The organism is Streptomyces sp. NPDC096048, from assembly GCF_044763415.1.
Taxonomy (GTDB): Bacteria; Actinomycetota; Actinomycetes; order Streptomycetales; family Streptomycetaceae; genus Streptomyces.
The window spans coordinates 316,216-332,353 of the sequence record NZ_JBIWGG010000007.1 but is presented as its reverse complement, the minus strand read 5'-3'; the positions used below and the strand labels follow the sequence as shown (position 1 = coordinate 332,353).

Annotated in this window: 17 protein-coding genes; 9 read left to right on the top strand and 8 right to left on the bottom strand. The window is 71.5% G+C overall.

Annotation, left to right across the window (positions count from 1 at the left end):
- Window positions 1-58 precede the first annotated feature (58 nt).
- Window positions 59-1,408 carry a M18 family aminopeptidase gene (locus ACIQ6R_RS21485; protein WP_404173129.1) on the top strand — a complete coding sequence of 450 codons (1,350 nt, stop codon included), beginning with the start codon at window positions 59-61 and terminating at the stop codon, window positions 1,406-1,408.
- A gap of 124 nt (window positions 1,409-1,532) precedes the next feature.
- Window positions 1,533-1,784 carry a DUF6458 family protein gene (locus ACIQ6R_RS21480; protein WP_404173126.1) on the top strand — a complete coding sequence of 84 codons (252 nt, stop codon included), beginning with the start codon at window positions 1,533-1,535 and terminating at the stop codon, window positions 1,782-1,784.
- A gap of 12 nt (window positions 1,785-1,796) precedes the next feature.
- Here the strand turns inward: ACIQ6R_RS21480 and ACIQ6R_RS21475 are convergent, their stop codons facing one another.
- Window positions 1,797-2,189 carry a cupin domain-containing protein gene (locus tag ACIQ6R_RS21475; RefSeq protein WP_404222870.1) on the bottom strand — a complete coding sequence of 131 codons (393 nt, stop codon included), beginning with the start codon at window positions 2,187-2,189 and terminating at the stop codon, window positions 1,797-1,799.
- A 52-nt stretch (window positions 2,190-2,241) separates the two neighbouring features.
- On the opposite strand from ACIQ6R_RS21475, the gene ACIQ6R_RS21470 reads away from it, so the two are divergent.
- Together ACIQ6R_RS21470 and ACIQ6R_RS21465 are read left to right on the top strand one after the other, a co-directional pair.
- Window positions 2,242-3,246 carry a GlxA family transcriptional regulator gene (locus ACIQ6R_RS21470; protein WP_404222869.1) on the top strand — a complete coding sequence of 335 codons (1,005 nt, stop codon included), beginning with the start codon at window positions 2,242-2,244 and terminating at the stop codon, window positions 3,244-3,246.
- A complete protein-coding gene (locus ACIQ6R_RS21465; protein WP_375924637.1) occupies window positions 3,243-3,737 on the top strand; it encodes an LURP-one-related/scramblase family protein in 495 nt (164 codons plus the stop codon). The genes ACIQ6R_RS21470 and ACIQ6R_RS21465 overlap by 4 nt, the downstream gene beginning before the upstream one ends.
- 49 nt (window positions 3,738-3,786) lie before the next feature.
- On the opposite strand, the gene ACIQ6R_RS21460 is transcribed toward ACIQ6R_RS21465, so the two are convergent.
- Both ACIQ6R_RS21460 and ACIQ6R_RS21455 read right to left on the bottom strand, forming a co-directional pair.
- Complete coding sequence (locus ACIQ6R_RS21460) at window positions 3,787-4,245, bottom strand: DUF2867 domain-containing protein (RefSeq protein ID WP_404222868.1); 459 nt, start codon at window positions 4,243-4,245, stop codon at window positions 3,787-3,789.
- A gap of 77 nt (window positions 4,246-4,322) precedes the next feature.
- On the bottom strand, window positions 4,323-5,117 hold the full coding sequence (locus tag ACIQ6R_RS21455; RefSeq protein ID WP_404222867.1) for a carbon-nitrogen family hydrolase: 795 nt from the start codon (window positions 5,115-5,117) through the stop codon (window positions 4,323-4,325).
- 195 nt (window positions 5,118-5,312) lie between these two features.
- On the opposite strand from ACIQ6R_RS21455, the gene ACIQ6R_RS21450 reads away from it, so the two are divergent.
- Window positions 5,313-6,137, top strand: coding sequence for a maleylpyruvate isomerase family mycothiol-dependent enzyme (locus ACIQ6R_RS21450; protein WP_404173114.1), 825 nt, complete (start codon window positions 5,313-5,315; stop codon window positions 6,135-6,137).
- 108 nt (window positions 6,138-6,245) lie between these two features.
- Here the strand turns inward: ACIQ6R_RS21450 and ACIQ6R_RS21445 are convergent, their stop codons facing one another.
- Both ACIQ6R_RS21445 and ACIQ6R_RS21440 read right to left on the bottom strand, forming a co-directional pair.
- The gene (locus ACIQ6R_RS21445) at window positions 6,246-7,574 is read right to left on the bottom strand and encodes a nitrate/nitrite transporter (protein ID WP_404222866.1); all 1,329 of its coding nucleotides are present in this window, start codon (window positions 7,572-7,574) and stop codon (window positions 6,246-6,248) included.
- Window positions 7,571-8,221, bottom strand: coding sequence for a GntR family transcriptional regulator (locus ACIQ6R_RS21440; protein WP_404173108.1), 651 nt, complete (start codon window positions 8,219-8,221; stop codon window positions 7,571-7,573). The genes ACIQ6R_RS21445 and ACIQ6R_RS21440 overlap by 4 nt, the downstream gene beginning before the upstream one ends.
- A 206-nt stretch (window positions 8,222-8,427) precedes the next feature.
- Between ACIQ6R_RS21440 and ACIQ6R_RS21435 the strand changes: the two genes are divergently transcribed.
- Both ACIQ6R_RS21435 and ACIQ6R_RS21430 read left to right on the top strand, forming a co-directional pair.
- Window positions 8,428-9,435: a D-alanyl-D-alanine carboxypeptidase family protein gene (locus tag ACIQ6R_RS21435; protein ID WP_404222865.1), complete on the top strand. Its 1,008-nt coding sequence runs from the start codon at window positions 8,428-8,430 to the stop codon at window positions 9,433-9,435.
- A 179-nt stretch (window positions 9,436-9,614) separates the two neighbouring features.
- Entirely contained in the window at window positions 9,615-10,592 is a 978-nt protein-coding gene (locus tag ACIQ6R_RS21430) for a Bro-N domain-containing protein (RefSeq protein ID WP_404222864.1), read from the top strand.
- Window positions 10,593-10,669: 77 nt separating this feature from the next.
- Here the strand turns inward: ACIQ6R_RS21430 and ACIQ6R_RS21425 are convergent, their stop codons facing one another.
- The 3 genes from ACIQ6R_RS21425 to pdhA are packed head-to-tail and all read right to left on the bottom strand — an operon-like array spanning window position 10,670 to window position 14,343.
- Window positions 10,670-12,109, bottom strand: coding sequence for a dihydrolipoamide acetyltransferase family protein (locus ACIQ6R_RS21425; protein WP_404222863.1), 1,440 nt, complete (start codon window positions 12,107-12,109; stop codon window positions 10,670-10,672).
- Window positions 12,110-12,119: 10 nt separating this feature from the next.
- The gene (locus ACIQ6R_RS21420) at window positions 12,120-13,085 is read right to left on the bottom strand and encodes an alpha-ketoacid dehydrogenase subunit beta (RefSeq protein WP_404173758.1); all 966 of its coding nucleotides are present in this window, start codon (window positions 13,083-13,085) and stop codon (window positions 12,120-12,122) included.
- Window positions 13,086-13,101: 16 nt separating this feature from the next.
- Complete coding sequence (gene pdhA, locus ACIQ6R_RS21415; RefSeq protein WP_404222862.1) at window positions 13,102-14,343, bottom strand: pyruvate dehydrogenase (acetyl-transferring) E1 component subunit alpha; 1,242 nt, start codon at window positions 14,341-14,343, stop codon at window positions 13,102-13,104.
- Between the two features lie 323 nt (window positions 14,344-14,666).
- Between pdhA and ACIQ6R_RS21410 the strand changes: the two genes are divergently transcribed.
- Both ACIQ6R_RS21410 and ACIQ6R_RS21405 read left to right on the top strand, forming a co-directional pair.
- The gene (locus ACIQ6R_RS21410) at window positions 14,667-15,323 is read left to right on the top strand and encodes a response regulator (protein WP_404173093.1); all 657 of its coding nucleotides are present in this window, start codon (window positions 14,667-14,669) and stop codon (window positions 15,321-15,323) included.
- 155 nt (window positions 15,324-15,478) lie between these two features.
- Window positions 15,479-15,886, top strand: a complete 408-nt coding sequence (locus ACIQ6R_RS21405) for a pyridoxamine 5'-phosphate oxidase family protein (RefSeq protein WP_404222861.1) — start codon at window positions 15,479-15,481, stop codon at window positions 15,884-15,886.
- The last annotated feature ends 252 nt before the right edge of the window (window positions 15,887-16,138 follow it).

The following is a 16,138-nucleotide window of genomic DNA, read 5'->3' as shown; positions in this document are numbered from 1 at the left end:
GAGGGCCCGCTCCCGCCATACGGGGAGCGGGCCCTCGTACGTCGTTAAGGTGAATCCCATGAGCGCACCCTCCCGCCCGTCTCCCGCCGCCGCCTCTGCCCGGAGCGCTGCGCGCGCGCCTCTCACCTTCGGCCGCGGCCACACCGACGACCTCATGTCCTTCCTCGCGGCCGGCCCCACGCCGTACCACGCGGTGGCCACCGCCGCCGAGCGGCTGGAGAAGGCCGGTTTCCGGCAGGTCTCGGAGACGGACGCGTGGGAAGGGACGACCGGCGGCACGTACGTGCTGCGCGGCGGCGCGATCGTGGCCTGGTACGTCCCCGAGGGCGCGGCCCCGCACACCCCCTTCCGCATCGTCGGCGCGCACACCGACTCCCCCAACCTGCGCGTGAAGCCCCGCCCGGACACCGGGGCGCACGGCTGGCGCCAGGTCGCCGTGGAGATCTACGGCGGTCCGCTGATGAACTCCTGGCTGGACCGCGACCTGGGCCTGGCCGGCCGGCTCACGCTGCGCGACGGCTCGACCCGCCTGGTCAACGTCGACCGCCCGCTGCTCCGCGTCCCGCAACTCGCCATCCACATGGACCGCAACGTGTCCGCGGAGGGCCTCAAGCTCGACAAGCAGCGCCACCTCCAGCCGGTCTGGGGCCTGGGCGACACCGTCCGCGACGGCGACCTGATCGCCTTCCTGGAGGAGGAGGCGGGTCTCGCCCGCGGCGAGGTCACCGGCTGGGACCTGATGACCCACTCGGTGGAGCCCCCGGCGTACCTGGGCCGCGACCGGGACCTGGTGGCCGGGCCCCGCATGGACAACCTGCTGTCCGTGCACGCCGGCGTGGCCGCCCTGGCCGCGGTCGCCACCTCCGGCGCGGACCTCCCGTACATCCCGGTCCTGGCCGCCTTCGACCACGAGGAGACCGGCTCCCAGTCGGACACCGGCGCCGACGGCCCGCTCCTCGGCAGCGTGCTGGAACGCTCGGTGTTCGCGCGGGGCGGCTCGTACGAGGACCGGGCACGCGCCTTCGCCGGCACGGTCTGCCTGTCCTCCGACACCGGCCACGCCGTCCACCCCAACTACGCGGAGCGGCACGACCCGACGCACCAGCCGCGCGTCAACGGCGGCCCCATCCTCAAGGTCAACGTCAACAACCGCTACGCCACGGACGGTTCGGGCCGCGCGGTGTTCGCCGCCGCCTGCGAGAAGGCGAACGTCCCCTTCCAGACGTTCGTCTCCAACAACTCCATGCCGTGCGGCACGACCATCGGCCCCATCACCGCGGCCCGGCACGGCATCAGCACCGTCGACATCGGCGCGGCCATCCTCTCGATGCACAGCGCCCGGGAGTTGTGCGGCGCCGACGACCCGCACCTGCTGGCGAACGCGCTGGTGGCGTTCCTGGAGGGCTGAGTCCCCGAGCGTGCCCCGGCCGGAACACCCCTGTGTCGCATGTGTGTTCCGGCCGGGGGTACCCGAACGGAACCGGATCGACCGGAGACCCGGAACCGACCGGATCTACAGGGAGGCGACACTCATGGGCCTCGGCGGGTGCATCATCCTCATCGCCGTGGGAGCCATCCTCACGTTCGCGACCGACTGGGACATGCAGGGCGTGAACCTCGACCTGGTCGGCGTCATCTTCATGATCGTCGGCCTGATCGGTGTCGCGACGTTCAGCAGCATCGCCCGGCGCCGCCGCGTCGTGATGCCGCCGACGACCCCGGTCGTCGAGGAACGGCCCCACCACCCCACCCGGGACGGGTACCACAACGGCTACGGTGCCTGAGCCCCGCTGACATCACGTCAAGGCGTGCCCCGTCGTCACGTCCACATGGCCGGGCACCTCGTCGTGCCGGTCCCCCACGGTCGACGTCCCCGTCGGTTCGAGGAGCAGGATCGCCGCGGGGGCGGGGGCGTAGGGCTTGTGTTCCGTGCCGCGCGGAACGGTGAAGACCGAACCCTTGGGCAGGACCACCGTTCGCTCCCCGGCCGGTTCGCGCAGGGCGATGTGCAGTTCGCCGTCGAGGACCAGGAAGAACTCGTCGGTGTGGTCGTGCACGTGCCAGACGTGCTCGCCCTCGACCTTGGCGATGCGGACGTCGTAGTCGTTGACGGAGGTGACGATGCGGGGACTCCACTGCTCGGTGAAGGACGCGAGGGCGGAGGCGAGGGAGACGGGTTCCTTTGTCATGACGTCATCGTGCGGGGTGCCGTGTCCGCCGCACGAGTGCTAGAAATCGCACATGCCGCAAGGATCCTCTCAGTACCCGCGGACCCACCGCGTCGCCGTGATCGTCGACGAGGGCACCAACCCGTTCGAGGTCGGCTGCGCCACCGAGCTGTTCGGGCTGCCGCGACCCGAGCTGGGGCTGCCCGGACCGCTGTACGAGGTGACGCTGTGCGGGCCGACGCCGGGGATCCGGATGAACCACGGGTTCTTCACGCTCACCGACGTGCCCGGTCTGGAGGCCGCGGACGGGGCGGACACGCTCGTCGTCCCCGGCCGGCCGGACAACGTCGTACCGCGCGGCCCGGCCGTCCTGGACGCCATCCGGCGCGCGCACGCGCGTGGCGCCCGCGTGATGAGCCTGTGCACCGGCAGCTTCGCCCTCGCCGAGGCCGGACTGCTGGACGGGCGGCGGGCCGCCACGCACTGGTTGTGGGCGGACTCCTTCCGCCGGCTGCACCCGCGGGTGCTGCTGGAGCCGGACGTGCTGTTCGTGGACGACGGTGAACTTCTCACCGCGGCGGGCAGCGCGGCGGCGCTCGACCTGGGACTGCACATCTGGCGCAAGGACCACGGCGCCGAGATCGCGAACGCCGTCTCCCGGCGGCTGGTGTTCGCCGCCCACCGGGACGGCGGGCAGCGCCAGTTCGTGGAGCGGCCCGTGCCCCACGTACCCGACGAGTCGCTCGCGCCCCTGCTGGAGTGGGCGCAGGAGCGGCTGGACCAGCCCCTGACCGTGACGGACCTCGCGGACCGCGCGGCGATGTCACCGGCGACCCTGCACCGGAGGTTCCGGACGCAGCTGGGGACGACACCGCTCGCCTGGCTGACGGCCGAGCGCGTGACCCTCGCGCGACGGCTGATCGAGCGCGGGGAGGAGCGCCTGGACGTGGTGGCGGCCCGCAGCGGCCTGGGCACCGCCGCGAACCTCCGGGCGCGGCTGCGGCGCGAGACCGGGCTCAGCCCGTCGGCCTACCGACGGCGTTTCGGAGCGGACGCCGGGGAAGCGATCACGCCATGAGATTCCTCGTGTACGACCGGCTCCTCGGCTTCGGCGACGACTACTGGATCGAGGACGACAACGGCAACAAGGTGTACCTCGTCGACGGCAAGGCGATGCGGCTGCGGGACACCTGGGAGCTGAAGGACGTCCAGGGGCGCGTGCTCGTCGACATCCACCAGAAGATGTTCGCCCTGCGCGACACGATGGTGATCGAGCGGGGCGACGAGCCACTGGCCCGGATCAAGCGGAAACGTCTCTCCCTGCTGCGCAACCACTACCGGGTCTCGCTGGCCGACGGCACCGAACTGGACGTCAGCGGCAAGATCCTCGACCGGGAGTTCGCCATCGAGTACGACGGTGAGCTGCTGGCCGTCGTCTCGCGCCGGTGGCTGACCCTCCGGGACACCTACGGCGTGGACGTCGTCCGGGACGACGCGGACCCGGCGCTGCTGATCGCGCTGACGGTGTGCGTGATCCACCTGGCGGAGAAGGAGCGGGAGGACGAGTGACAGGCGCGGGCCGCCGACGCCCCGACGCCCCGGGGGGCCCGGCGGCGCCTCACGCCGCGCGGCGGACGGCGCGGCCCAGGAGCAGGGGCACGGCCAGGTGGTGCACCGGTGCGGCCAGGGACCACAGCGCCCGGCCGGCCGGACGCTCGTAGCGCACATACGTCGCCCAGAGCAGCCGTGAGCCGTCGAGGGTCAATACGTTGCGGACGGTCAGCGACGGGGCGCGGGCCTCCAGGGCGAGCCGGTCCGGCCCGGACTCCAGCATGCGCCACCCGACCACGTGCCGCGCCGAGGACCGCGGTCCCAGCCGCAGGCCGAGCACGCCGGCCCAGCCCGTCCGGAACAGCTCACGCAGCACCGCCGGGACGTCCTCGAAGCTGGCGCGGGCCCATTGCTCGGGCGTCAGCCGGGGCAGTCCGGCGGTCGGGAGCTCGAACGCCGACGCGAAGTGGGTGCCGGCGGGGTCCACCCGGACACGACGGATGACAGGGGTACCGGTGGGTGCCATGCGCGGGAGTCTAGGGCGGGGGCGGGGCCTCACACCGTGTGTCCGGAGGGCACACCGTCTGTCCGGGGGCGCCCTCGCTAGCGCCGCGGCGCCGCGAGGCCCAGCACCCGGTCCTTCAGCGCGGGGAACTGTTCCCTGGTCCGCGCCACCTTCGCCGGGTCGAACTCCACCGTGAGGACCTCCTCGTCCGCGCCGGCCTGCGCCAGCACCTCGCCCCACGGATCGACCACGATCGAGTGACCGGCCTGCGGAACTCCGGCGTGCGTCCCGGCCGTTCCGCACGCGAGGACGAACGCCTGGTTCTCCACCGCCCGTGCCTGGGCCAGCAGCGTCCAGTGGGACCGGCGGCGCTCCGGCCAGCCCGCCGGTACGACGAGGGTCTCGGCACCCGCGTCGACGAGTGCGCGGAAGAGTTCGGGGAAGCGGAGGTCGTAGCAGGTCGCCACGCCGAGGGTCGTCTCCGGCAGACGGACCGTCACCGGCTCGCGCCCCGCGCCCATCAGCACGGCCTCGCCCTTGTCGAAGCCGAACCGGTGGATCTTGCGGTAGGAGGCGGCCAGCTCACCGGAGGGGGAGCAGACGAGAGAGGTGTTGTACAGCTGTCCGTCGGGGCCACGCTCGGGGATCGACCCCGCGTGCAGCCAGACGCCCGCGTCGCTCGCCGCCTTCGCCATCGCCTCGTACGTCGGGCCCTGGAGCGGCTCGGCCCACGCGCCGAACTCCTCGAAGGCGAACGCGCCCGTGGTCCACAGCTCCGGCAGTACGACGAGATCGGCGCCCGCCTGATCCCGTACCAGCGCCGCCGCTCGCCGACGGCGCGCTTCGACGGATTCATCCGCGTTCACGGCGATTTGGATCAAAGAGGCGCGCACGCTACCACCGTCCTGCCATCCGGGCCGTCCCCGAGGGTGTCCACACGGCCTACGATCGTCACACGAAAGCACTGCCGGGGTGCCGCACAGCAGCGTAACTTAACGTCTCGACACGCCCACTGACCGCCGCCACCTCCCACAGGCACCGCCGCCGAAACAACCGCCCGTGTACCGACCGCCGAGGGGTCCCGTTCCGTGAGTCTGCATCCCACCCTCCAGCCCTACGCCGACGCCTGGACTCACTCCATCGAGGCGATATCCGAGCTGGTCCAGCCCCTCGTGGAGGCAGAGTGGAACCGCCGCACCCCCTGCCCGGGCTGGTCGGTGCGCGACGTCGTCTCCCACGTCCTCGGCCTGGACTCCGAGATGCTCGGCGACCCCCGCCCCATCCACACCCTCCCGCGCGACCTCTTCCACGTCACCAACGACCACCAGCGCTACATGGAGATGCAGGTCGACGTCCGCCGCCACCACACGGCGCCGGAGATGACGTCCGAGCTGGAGTACATGATCATCCGGCGCAACCGCCAGCTGCGCAACGAGTCGCGCGACCCCGGCACGAAGGTGCGCGGCCCGCTCGGCACCGAGCTGACCCTCGGAGAGGCGATGCGCCGGCACGCCTTCGACGTCTGGGCACACGAACAGGACCTGCGCACGGCCCTCGGCCGCCCCGGCAACCTCGACTCCCCCGGCGCGCACGTCGCCCGTGACGTGCTGCTCGACGAGCTGCCGGGTGTCGTCGCCGAGCGCGCGGACGCTCCCCGCAGCTCCGCCGTCGTCTTCGACGTCCACGGCCCGGTCGAGTTCCTGCGCACCATCCGCGTCGACATCCAGGGCCGCGGCACCCTGGAGACGGCCCCCGCCCTCGGCCCGGCCGCCACCCTCACCCTCGACTGGGAGACCTACGTCCGCCTGGCCTGCGGCCGTGTGACCCCGGAAGCGGCGGCGGACCGCATCAAGACGGAGGGCGACCAGGACCTGACGGCGGCGATCCTGCGGAACTTCACGGTGACGCGGTAGCGCCGGTACGAGACCAGCCCGTCCGGCGTTCGCGGACGAGGCCGTTCAGGCCGGAGCCGGGGTCTGGGGGCGGCAGCCCCCGGCCAGGCCCGCACCCGCGCCGGGCACCTACGCCGGCACGTGCACCGTCTCCACCCGGCTCGTCACCAACCGCTCCCGCTCCCGCCGGGCCGCCCGCTTCCGCAACCGCAGAATCTGCGACACCCCGACCGCCTGGAGCACGAACACGGACGAGAACGCGACGGTGTAGTCGTCCCCGGTCGCGTCCAGCAGCACCCCCACCGCGAACAGCGTGGTCATCGACGCCACGAAACCGCCCATGTTCGTGATCCCGGACGCCGTCCCCTGCCGCTCCGGCGGATTCGCCGGCCGCGCGAAGTCGAAGCCGATCATCGACGCCGGCCCGCACGCGCCCAGCACCGCGCACAGCACGACGAGCAGCCACATCGGCGCGTGGTCGGCCGGGTAGGCGAGCGTCGCCGCCCACAGGAGCGCCGTCGCGCCCACCGTGCCGAGCGCCAGCGGCAGCCGCGCCGCGTGGTGCCGGGCGATGAGCTGGCCGTAGACCAGGCCGACCGTCATGTTGGACAGCACGACGAGGGTGAGCAGCCCGCCGGCCGTGGCCCGGGACAGTCCCTGCGCCTCGACCAGGAACGGCATCCCCCACAGCAGCAGGAACACCATCGCCGGGAACTGGGTGGTGAAGTGCACCCACAGCCCGAGCCGAGTCCCCGGCTCCCGCCAGGACGTGGCGATCTGCCGCCGTACGTACGCGGCCCCCTGGTGCGGCAGCGGCTCCGGCTCGTGCCCCTCGGGGTGGTCCTTCAGGAAGAGCAGCAGCAGGACGAAGACGATCACGCCCGCCAGCGCGCTGCCCGCGAACGCCGCCGTCCAGCCGACGCCGTGCAGCAGCCGGGCCAGGACGAGGGTGGAGACCAGGTTGCCCGCCATGCCGACCAGTCCGGCGAGCTGGGCGACCATCGGCCCGCGCCGGGCCGGGAACCAGCGGGTGCCCAGCCGCAGCACGCTGATGAACGTCATCGCGTCCCCGCAGCCGAGCAGCGCCCGCGAGGCGAGCGCCATGCCGTACGACGGTGAGAAGGCGAAGCCCAGCTGCCCGACCGTGAACAGCACCGCCCCGATACCCAGCACCTTCTTCGTGCCGAGCCGGTCGACCAGCAGGCCGACGGGTATCTGCATACCGGCGTAGACCAGCAGCTGGAGGATGGAGAAGGTGGACAGCGCGGAGGCGTTGACGTGGAAGCGGTCGGCGGCGTCGAGGCCGGCCACCCCCAGGGACGTACGGAAGATGACGGCGACGAAGTAGACGGCGACGCCGATGCTCCACACGGCGATCGCGCGCCGACCGCCTGGGGGTGTCCCCTCTGGGGGAGGGTCGCCGGGCAGGGTCTTTCCGGCCGACGTGGCCGAACTCATCGGGCCTCCCCCCGGGCCAGGTGCGAGAACCAGCCCACGTGCCGGTGGACCACTCCGACGGCCGCCTCCGCGTCCCCGGCACGCAGCGCGTCGAGGATCTCCTCGTGCTCGGCGAGGGTCTTGGCGATCCGGTCGGGGTGGGAGTGCATGACGGCGACGCCCATGCGCAGCTGGCGGTCGCGGAGCTGGTCGTAGAGGCGGGACAGGATCTCGTTGCCGCCGCTGCGGACGATCTCGGCGTGGAAGCAGCGGTCGGTGACGGAGGCGCCGGCGAGGTCGCCGGCGGCGGCCTGCTCCTTCTGCCGGGCGAGCAGTTCCTCCAGCCGTTCGACGAGGCCGTGCGGCGCGGGTACGGCCTTCCTGGCCGCGTGCTCCTCGACCAGCAGCCGGGTCTCCACCACGTCCGTGATCTCCTGCGCGGAGACGGGCAGGACCAGCGCCCCCTTCTTCGGGTACAGCCGGATCAGGCCCTCGACCTCGAGCCGGAGCAGCGCCTCGCGCACCGGCGTGCGGGAGACGCCCACGGCCTCGGCGAGCTCGCCCTCGGTGAGCAGGGTCCCGCCCTCGTAGCGGCGTTCGAGGACGCCCTGCTTGACGTGGGTGTAGACGCGGTCCGCCGCCGGTGGTTGCTTCACTGCCGTGGTCATGCCGACAGGATAGATACAACAGGGACGCAAGCGGCGCCCCGTCCATCATCCGGACGCCGGGCCACCCGTGAGGGGGACCAGGCACCCCCTGACGACCGCCGCACAACCATCCGTGCTATTCACGTGTCGCACAGACACGGCCCGAGACGCTTCGACCACAACTCGGCCGCACATCAGGGGAATTCACAACAATCGGGGTACTCGACTTGATAAACGTCATTCAGGGCATCCGTCTCCGCAGAGCCATCGCCGTCGCCCTGACCAGCGGCGCCGTGCTCGCGACCGGAGCCCTCTCCACCGCGCCCGTACAGGCCGCGCCCGTACAGGCCGCGCCCGTACAGGCCGCGCCCGTACAGGCCGCGCCCGCGCAGGCCGCATCCGCGCAGCCGGCGTCCGCACAGGCCGCGCCCGCGCGAGCCGCCGCCGCCGCGCCCTCGATCGTCGCCAAGGGCGGCTTCGCGATGGACAACGCGAGCGGCAAGTCGCTCTACACCAAGGCCGCGGACACCCGGCGTTCCACCGGCTCCACGACCAAGATCATGACCGCCAAGGTCGTGCTCTCGCAGCCGAAGCTGAACCTGGACGCCAAGGTCACGATCCAGATGGCGTACAGCGACTACATCGTCTCGAAGAACGCCTCCTCGGCCCGTCTGATCGTCGGCGACAAGGTGACGGTCCGGCAGTTGCTGTACGGCCTGATGCTGCCGTCCGGTTGCGACGCCGCGTACGCGCTGGCCGACAGGTTCGGCTCGGGCAAGACGCGGGCGGCCCGGGTGAAGTCGTTCATCGGCAAGATGAACTCCACCGCCAAGAGCCTCGGCCTGAAGAACACCCACTTCGACTCGTTCGACGGCATCGGCAACGGCAAGAACTACTCCACGCCGCGCGATCTGACGAAGCTCGCGAGCAGTGCGATGAAGAGCTCCACCTTCCGCACGATCGTCAAGACGAAGAAGTACACGGCGAAGACGGTCACCAAGAAGGGCGGCACCCGCACGATGGCGCCCTGGACCAACACCAACACCCTGCTCGGCAGTTACAGCGGAGCGATCGGCGTGAAGACCGGGTCGGGCCCGGAGGCCAAGTACTGCCTGGTCTTCGCCGCGACCCGCAAGGGCAAGACCGTCATCGGCACGGTCCTGACCTCCTCGTCCTCGGCCCAGCGCGCCAAGGACGCGACGCGGCTCATGAACTACGGGTTCGGCAGGGTCTGACAGACACGAAGCCGTCCGAAGGGGCTCACCCGTGTGCCGGTGGGCCCCTTCGCCATACACCCGGCCCAGCGGTCGACGCAGCGGTTCTCGATCATTTTCGCTCGCAGTCGTGAACATCCCGGAGACCGCTGGCATATGCCCTCGGCCCGGCCCTACGTTCCGCGACGGAGGTGGTTCACATGAACGAACCCAGCAAGCGGCGGAACTCCGCCGAGCGGCACGAGGCGATCGACGTCAACGATTTCGTGTACGCGGCCACCGGCGCCCGAGTGCGGAGGCTGACCATGCCCGACGGAAGCCACTGGTTCCCGGCGGCGGACGTGTGCAAAGAGTTGGGATACACCACGACCCGCAAGGCGCTTCTCGATCACGTTCCGGAGGAGCATCGAGACAATCTCGAGACTGTGACTGGAAGTCACAGTCTCGGCGTTCCCGCAGGTAGGAGTTGGCGCCGAGACCTACAACTCATCGATCTCCAAGGTCTCATCCTCCTCGTCAACGCCTGCACCAAACCGGCCTGCGCCCCCTTCAAGCAGTGGGTCGCCGAGGTCATCGAGACCGTGCAGCGCGAGGGTTCGTACTCTCTGGACGAGGCCGAGGTGCAGCCCGCCGCGCCCGGCGCGCCCATCGCCTACGCCATGCCGGACCAGGTGGCCGAGGCGATCGTCCGGCTGGAGGCGCACAATCTGAAGCTGGACGAGGAGCTGGCCGAGGGCCAACGTACGTCGATCGCGTTGCAGAAGGAGATGCTGTCCACGCAGCAGGCCACCCTCGCCGCCCAGCAGGCCACCCTCGCCGTGCAACAGGCCATGGTGCACGCCTTGGAGCGCATCGCGGACCGGTTCGACACCCTGGTCCTCCACCAGGGCGGAACCGTCGGCCGACTCGCCCCGGAACCCACCACGGAGTCCGTCCTGGCCGACTGGCGGCAGCGGTTGTCCGTGACGGAGGACGTGTGGACGGTCGCCCTGGTCATCGCGCCGGTGCTCGTCGAGAAGGGTGAGCTGCGGGAGCCGCTGGAGTCGATCGCCGCCCGTACCGGGCTTTCCGTACGGCGGGTCAACGAGTGCCTGCGGCTGCTGCGCGCCCACGCCTGCATCCGCTCACGGGGCGGGGCCGAGAACGGGGCTCCGGTGTACGTGCTGAACCGGAGCTGAGCCCGGCACGACAAGAGGGGCGTCGCAACTGGAACTTGCGGCGCCCCTCCCGTCATGAATCTAGTCGATCCGTGGCTTCACGCCCAGCTGATCAACCTCTTCGGCTGCTCCAGGACCGCCGCCACGTCGGCGAGGACCTTGGAACCCAGCTCGCCGTCGACCAGACGGTGGTCGAAGCTCAGCGCCAGGGTGGTCACCTGACGCGGCTTCACCTTGCCCTTGTGCACCCACGGCTGGAGCTTGATCGCGCCGACCGCGAGGATCGCGGACTCGCCCGGGTTGAGGATCGGTGTGCCGGTGTCGACGCCGAAGACGCCGACGTTGGTGATGGTCACCGTGCCGCCCTGCATGGCGGCCGGGGAGGTCTTGCCGTCCCGGGCCGTCGCCACCAGCTCGCCCAGGGACCCCGCCAGCTGCGGCAGGGTCTTGGCGTGGGCGTCCTTGATGTTCGGGACGATCAGGCCTCGCGGGGTCGCCGCGGCGATGCCCAGGTTGACGTAATGCTTGACCACGATCTCCTGCGCCGCCTCGTCCCAGGACGCGTTGACGTCCGGGTTGCGCTTGATGGCGACCAGCAGGGCCTTGGCGATCAGCAGGAGCGGGTTCACCCGCAGGCCCGTGAACTCCTTGTCCTGCTTCAGCTCCTCGACCAGCTTCATCGTGCGCGTCACGTCGACCGTCACGAACTCGGTGACGTGCGGCGCCGTGAACGCCGAGCCGACCATCGCCGCCGCCGTCGCCTTGCGGACGCCCTTGACCGGGATACGGGTCTCGCGCGCCGTGTCGTACGACGCCGCGGTCGCCGGGGAGGGGGCCGCGGGGGCGGGTGCCGCCGGCGCCGCCTCGGGCTCCGGGGCCGGTGCCGGTGCCGGGGCCACCGCCGCGTGCACGTCCTCGCGTGTGATGATGCCGTCCGGGCCGGACGGGACCACGGTCGCCAGGTCGACGCCGAGGTCCTTGGCGAGCTTGCGCACCGGGGGCTTGGCGAGCGGGCGCCCGGTCGGGGCGGCCGGTGCGGAGCCGTGGCCGTTCATCTCGGCCTGGATCGCGGCGGAGGCGGCCAAGGCCTCCTGGTCCGGGGTCTGAACCCCCTTGCGGGGGCGGCGGCGGGTCGAGGAGGTGGACACCCCGTAGCCGACCAGGACCGGCTGGCGGCCCTCCGGCTTCTTCTCCTCGGCCTCGGGCGCCGCTGGTGCGGTCGCCGTGTCCGCGGCGCCCTCGACGGGTGCCTGCGCCGGTTCCGGCGCCGCCGCCGCGTCGCCGACGGCCACCGCGATGATCGACGTACCCACGTCGACCGTGGTGCCCTCGGGGAAGTGCAGCTCGCGGACCACGCCGTCGTAGGGGATGGGCAGCTCGACGGCGGCCTTCGCCGTCTCGACCTCGCACACCACCTGGCCGTCGGTGACGGTGTCACCGGGCTGGACGTACCACTTGAGGATCTCGGCCTCGGTGAGTCCCTCGCCCACGTCGGGCATCTTGAACTCGCGTACGGACCCTTCGGTCATCGTCGTCACGACCCTCTCCTCAGTACGCCAGCGAGCGGTCGACGGCATCCAGCACCCGGTCCAGGTCGGGCAGGTACTCCTCCTCCAGGCGGGCCGGCGGGTACGGGGCGTGGTAGCCGCCGACCCTCAGTACCGGGGCCTCCAGGTGGTAGAAGCAGCGCTCCGTGATCCGGGCCGCGATCTCCGCGCCCGAGCCCAGGAACACCGGCGCCTCGTGGACCACGATCAGGCGGCGGGTCTTCTCCACCGACGCCTGGATGGTGTCGAAGTCGACCGGGGAGATCGAGCGCAGGTCGACGACCTCCAGGGACCGCCCCTCCTCGGCCGCCGCGTCGGCGACCTCCTGGCAGAGCTTCACCATCGGGCCGTACGCGGCCAGCGTGAGGTCGGAGCCCTCGCGCACCACACGCGCGGCGTGCAGCGGGCCCGGGATCGCCTCGGTGTCGACCTCGGCCTTGTCCCAGTAGCGCCGCTTGGGCTCGAAGTAGATCACCGGGTCGTCGCTCTGGATGGCCTGCTGCATCATCCAGTACGCGTCCGCCGCGTTCGAGGGGGAGACCACCTTCAGGCCCGCCACGTGCGCGAACAGCGCCTCGGGGGACTCGGAGTGGTGCTCGACCGCGCCGATGCCGCCGCCGTAGGGGATGCGGATGACGACCGGCATCTTGACCTTGCCCAGCGAGCGGGCGTGCATCTTCGCCAGCTGCGTGACGATCTGGTCGTAGGCCGGGAAGACGAACCCGTCGAACTGGATCTCCACCACCGGGCGGTAGCCGCGCAGGGCCAGGCCGATGGCGGTGCCGACGATGCCGGACTCGGCGAGCGGGGTGTCGATCACCCGGTCCTCGCCGAAGTCCTTCTGGAGACCGTCGGTGACCCGGAAGACGCCGCCGAGCTTGCCGACGTCCTCGCCCATGATCAGGACCTTGGGGTCCGAGTCCAGCGCGCGGCGCAGCGATTCGTTGATCGCCTTGGCCAGCGCCATCTTTTCCGCTGCCATGTCAGACCCCCTCTGCATCCGCGAACGACGCCTGGTAGGCGGCGAACTGGGCTCGCTCCTCGTCGACGAGCGCGTGCCCGTCCGCGTACACGTTCTCGAAGATGGCGAAACGGTCCGGGTCCGGCATGGCACGGACCACTTCGCGCACTCGTTTGCCCAACGTCTCGCTCTCCGCCTCCAGTTCCCCGAAGAATCCCTCGTCCGCGTGGTTCGCGGACTCCAGGAAGCGGCGAAGGCGCAGGATCGGGTCCTTCGCCTCCCAGGCGGCCCGCTCGTCGTCGTGCCGGTAGCGGGAGGGGTCGTCCGAGGTGGTGTGGGCGCCCATGCGGTACGTGTACGCCTCGATCAGCGCCGGGCCCTCACCGCGCCGCGCCCGCTCCAGGGCCCACCGGGTGACCGCGAGACAGGCCAGCGCGTCGTTGCCGTCGACGCGGACGCCGGGGAAGCCGAAGCCCTGGGCGCGCTGGTAGAGCGGCACCCGGGTCTGCTTCTCGTTGGACTCGGAGATCGCCCACTGGTTGTTCTGGCAGAAGAACACCACGGGGGCGTTGTAGACGGCCGCGAAGTTGAACGCCTCGCTGACGTCGCCCTGGCTGGAGGCGCCGTCGCCGAAGTAGGCGATCACGGCGGAGTCGGCGCCGTCCTTGGTGATGCCCATCGCGTAGCCCGTGGCGTGCAGCGCCTGCGAGCCGATCACGATGGTGTAGAGGTGGAAGTTGTTGCTGTTGGGGTCCCAGCCGCCGTTGTTCACGCCGCGGAACATGCCGAGCAGGTTGGTCGGGTCCACCCCGCGGCACCAGGCGACGCCGTGCTCGCGGTAGGTCGGGAAGACGTAGTCGTCCTCGCGGGTGGCCCGGCCGGAGCCGATCTGGGCGGCCTCCTGGCCCAGCAGCGAGGCCCACAGGCCCAGCTCGCCCTGGCGCTGCAGCGCGGTGGCCTCGGCGTCGAAGCGCCGGGTGAGCACCATGTCGCGGTACAGGCCGCGCAGCTCGTCGGGGGTGATGTCGGCGACGTGCGAGGCGTACTCGGCGTAGGCCGGATCCTCGACGCGCTCGCCCTCGGGGGTCAGCAGCTGCACCAGCTCCGTCTCGGAGCCCTTCTTGGCGGCAGCGGTGCGGGTAGTGCGCTTGGTGCCGGTGGTGCCGGCCTTGGCGCCCGTGGCGCCGGCCTTGGTGCCGGTGGTACCGGTCGCCTTGCTTCCGGCGCTGCGTCGCGGCTTGCGCGCGGCAGTGCTCTCGGTCACGTGTGCTCCTCCGTCGGTCCGGCCCCCGGGTTCGCCGGAAGCCAGTGCGGCTCACCTGCGGCCCGGAGGTCGCACAAGGGTGGGTGCGGCCCGATCGGGAACAGGCGTGACAGGTGCCCCGGCGAGCGCCCTGCGAACAGCACGTTACCCAGTGCTCCACATTTCTGTGAAACCCCACCTGACCTGCGTTTTTACTCGGATTTCCAAGTAAATCGGCGAAGTACGGAAGTTTTACTGGTCACAGCCTCGCAGGGGGCCGGAACAACGGCACGTTATCCCGGCCACCCCGGGCACGGGAAGAGTCGGTGTGTGAGACTGAGCCCGTGCGCGAAGACGGAAAAATCCGGGTATTCCTCCTCGACGACCACGAGGTCGTCCGCCGGGGGGTGCACGATCTGCTCGCGGGCGAGGCCGACATCGAGGTGGTCGGCGAGGCCGGCACGGCGGCCGAGGCGCCGGCCCGGGTGGCGGCCACCCGTCCGGACGTGGCGGTGCTGGACGTCCGGCTGCCGGACGGCAGCGGCGTGGAGGTGTGCCGCGAGATCCGCTCCGGGGACGAGACCGTCCGGTGCCTCATGCTGACCTCTTTCGCCGACGACGAGGCCCTCTTCGACGCGATCATGGCGGGCGCCTCCGGCTACGTACTCAAGGACATCCGGGGCGCCGAGCTGCTGAGCGCGGTACGGGAGGTGGCCCGGGGGAAGTCCCTGCTCGATCCGGCGGCCACCGCGCGCGTCATGGAGCGGCTGCGCGACGGCGGCACCCGGACCGACGACCGGCTCGCCCGCCTCACCGCCCAGGAGCGGCGCATCCTGGAGCTGATCGGCGAGGGGCTGACCAACCGCGCGATCGGCGAGCAACTGCACCTGGCCGAGAAAACGATCAAGAATTACGTGTCGAGTCTGCTGGCGAAACTCGAGATGCGGCGGCGTTCGCAGGCGGCCGCGTTCGTGGCCCGGCTGCAGGCCGAGAACCGCTGAGGGACGCGGGCCGAAACGCGGTCCGAAACGCGGTCCGAATCACGAGCCGAATCGCGGTCCGAATCACGAGCCGGGCCTTATTCGGGACTTACGTCCCCTCATGGCGGGGCGGGCGACTCTGTTCCCGTCGCCTCCCGCTCCCGCACGGTAGGGCCATGCCCTCCGACGAACAGCTCGCCGTCGGCCTGCTCGGCCGCACCGCCCACGGCCGTGCGGCCACCAGCCTGCGTGCCCTGCCCTTCCTCGCCTTCGCACGGCACATCGTGGCCGACGGCCGGGTCCTGCTGCGCATGCCCAGGAGCTGCGGGTACCACCAGGTGTGCGCCGGGAGCGTCGTCGCGTACGGCGCCGACAACCTGAGTTCCGCCGGACCCGGCGAGAGCCTGTGGACCGTGCAGGTCGTGGGCCGGTGCGAGGCCCATGAGCCGAGCGCCGCCGAGATCGAGCGCTTCGGCCCCGCGCCGCGCCAGGTGGACGGCGTGCCGTTCGAGCCGGTCTACCTGCGGCTCGAGCCGCGGTTCGGCTCGGTGCACTTCACGGACGGCGCCGCCGGCTCTCTGTGACCTGCCGAAACGCGACGCGCGCGGGGAGCCCGTTCCGGGGCCGCACGCGCGCGTCGGGAGCGGTTCGGGTCAGCCTGTCAGCCTTCGCCGCCCGGCTCGCCGCCCGGGTCGCCGGTGGGGCCGCCGTCGGTGCCGCCCGTCGGGTCGCCGGTCGCGCCGCCGTCGGTGCCGCCCGTCGGGTCACCGGTCGGGTCGCCGGTCGGGTCGTCCGTGGGCGTCGTCGGGTCGCCCGTCGGGTCGCCGGTCGGGTCA

Coding starts and splice junctions, on each gene's coding strand:
- ACIQ6R_RS21445 (WP_404222866.1), bottom strand. CDS start 7,574: ATGAGTTCGGCCACGTCGGCCGGAAAGACCCTGCCCGGCGACCCTCCC.
- ACIQ6R_RS21405 (WP_404222861.1), top strand. CDS start 15,479: ATGCCCTCCGACGAACAGCTCGCCGTCGGCCTGCTCGGCCGCACCGCC.
- ACIQ6R_RS21475 (WP_404222870.1), bottom strand. CDS start 2,189: ATGACAAAGGAACCCGTCTCCCTCGCCTCCGCCCTCGCGTCCTTCACC.
- ACIQ6R_RS21420 (WP_404173758.1), bottom strand. CDS start 13,085: ATGGCGCTGGCCAAGGCGATCAACGAATCGCTGCGCCGCGCGCTGGAC.
- ACIQ6R_RS21485 (WP_404173129.1), top strand. CDS start 59: ATGAGCGCACCCTCCCGCCCGTCTCCCGCCGCCGCCTCTGCCCGGAGC.
- ACIQ6R_RS21465 (WP_375924637.1), top strand. CDS start 3,243: ATGAGATTCCTCGTGTACGACCGGCTCCTCGGCTTCGGCGACGACTAC.
- ACIQ6R_RS21480 (WP_404173126.1), top strand. CDS start 1,533: ATGGGCCTCGGCGGGTGCATCATCCTCATCGCCGTGGGAGCCATCCTC.
- ACIQ6R_RS21430 (WP_404222864.1), top strand. CDS start 9,615: ATGAACGAACCCAGCAAGCGGCGGAACTCCGCCGAGCGGCACGAGGCG.
- ACIQ6R_RS21460 (WP_404222868.1), bottom strand. CDS start 4,245: ATGGCACCCACCGGTACCCCTGTCATCCGTCGTGTCCGGGTGGACCCC.
- ACIQ6R_RS21440 (WP_404173108.1), bottom strand. CDS start 8,221: ATGACCACGGCAGTGAAGCAACCACCGGCGGCGGACCGCGTCTACACC.
- ACIQ6R_RS21470 (WP_404222869.1), top strand. CDS start 2,242: ATGCCGCAAGGATCCTCTCAGTACCCGCGGACCCACCGCGTCGCCGTG.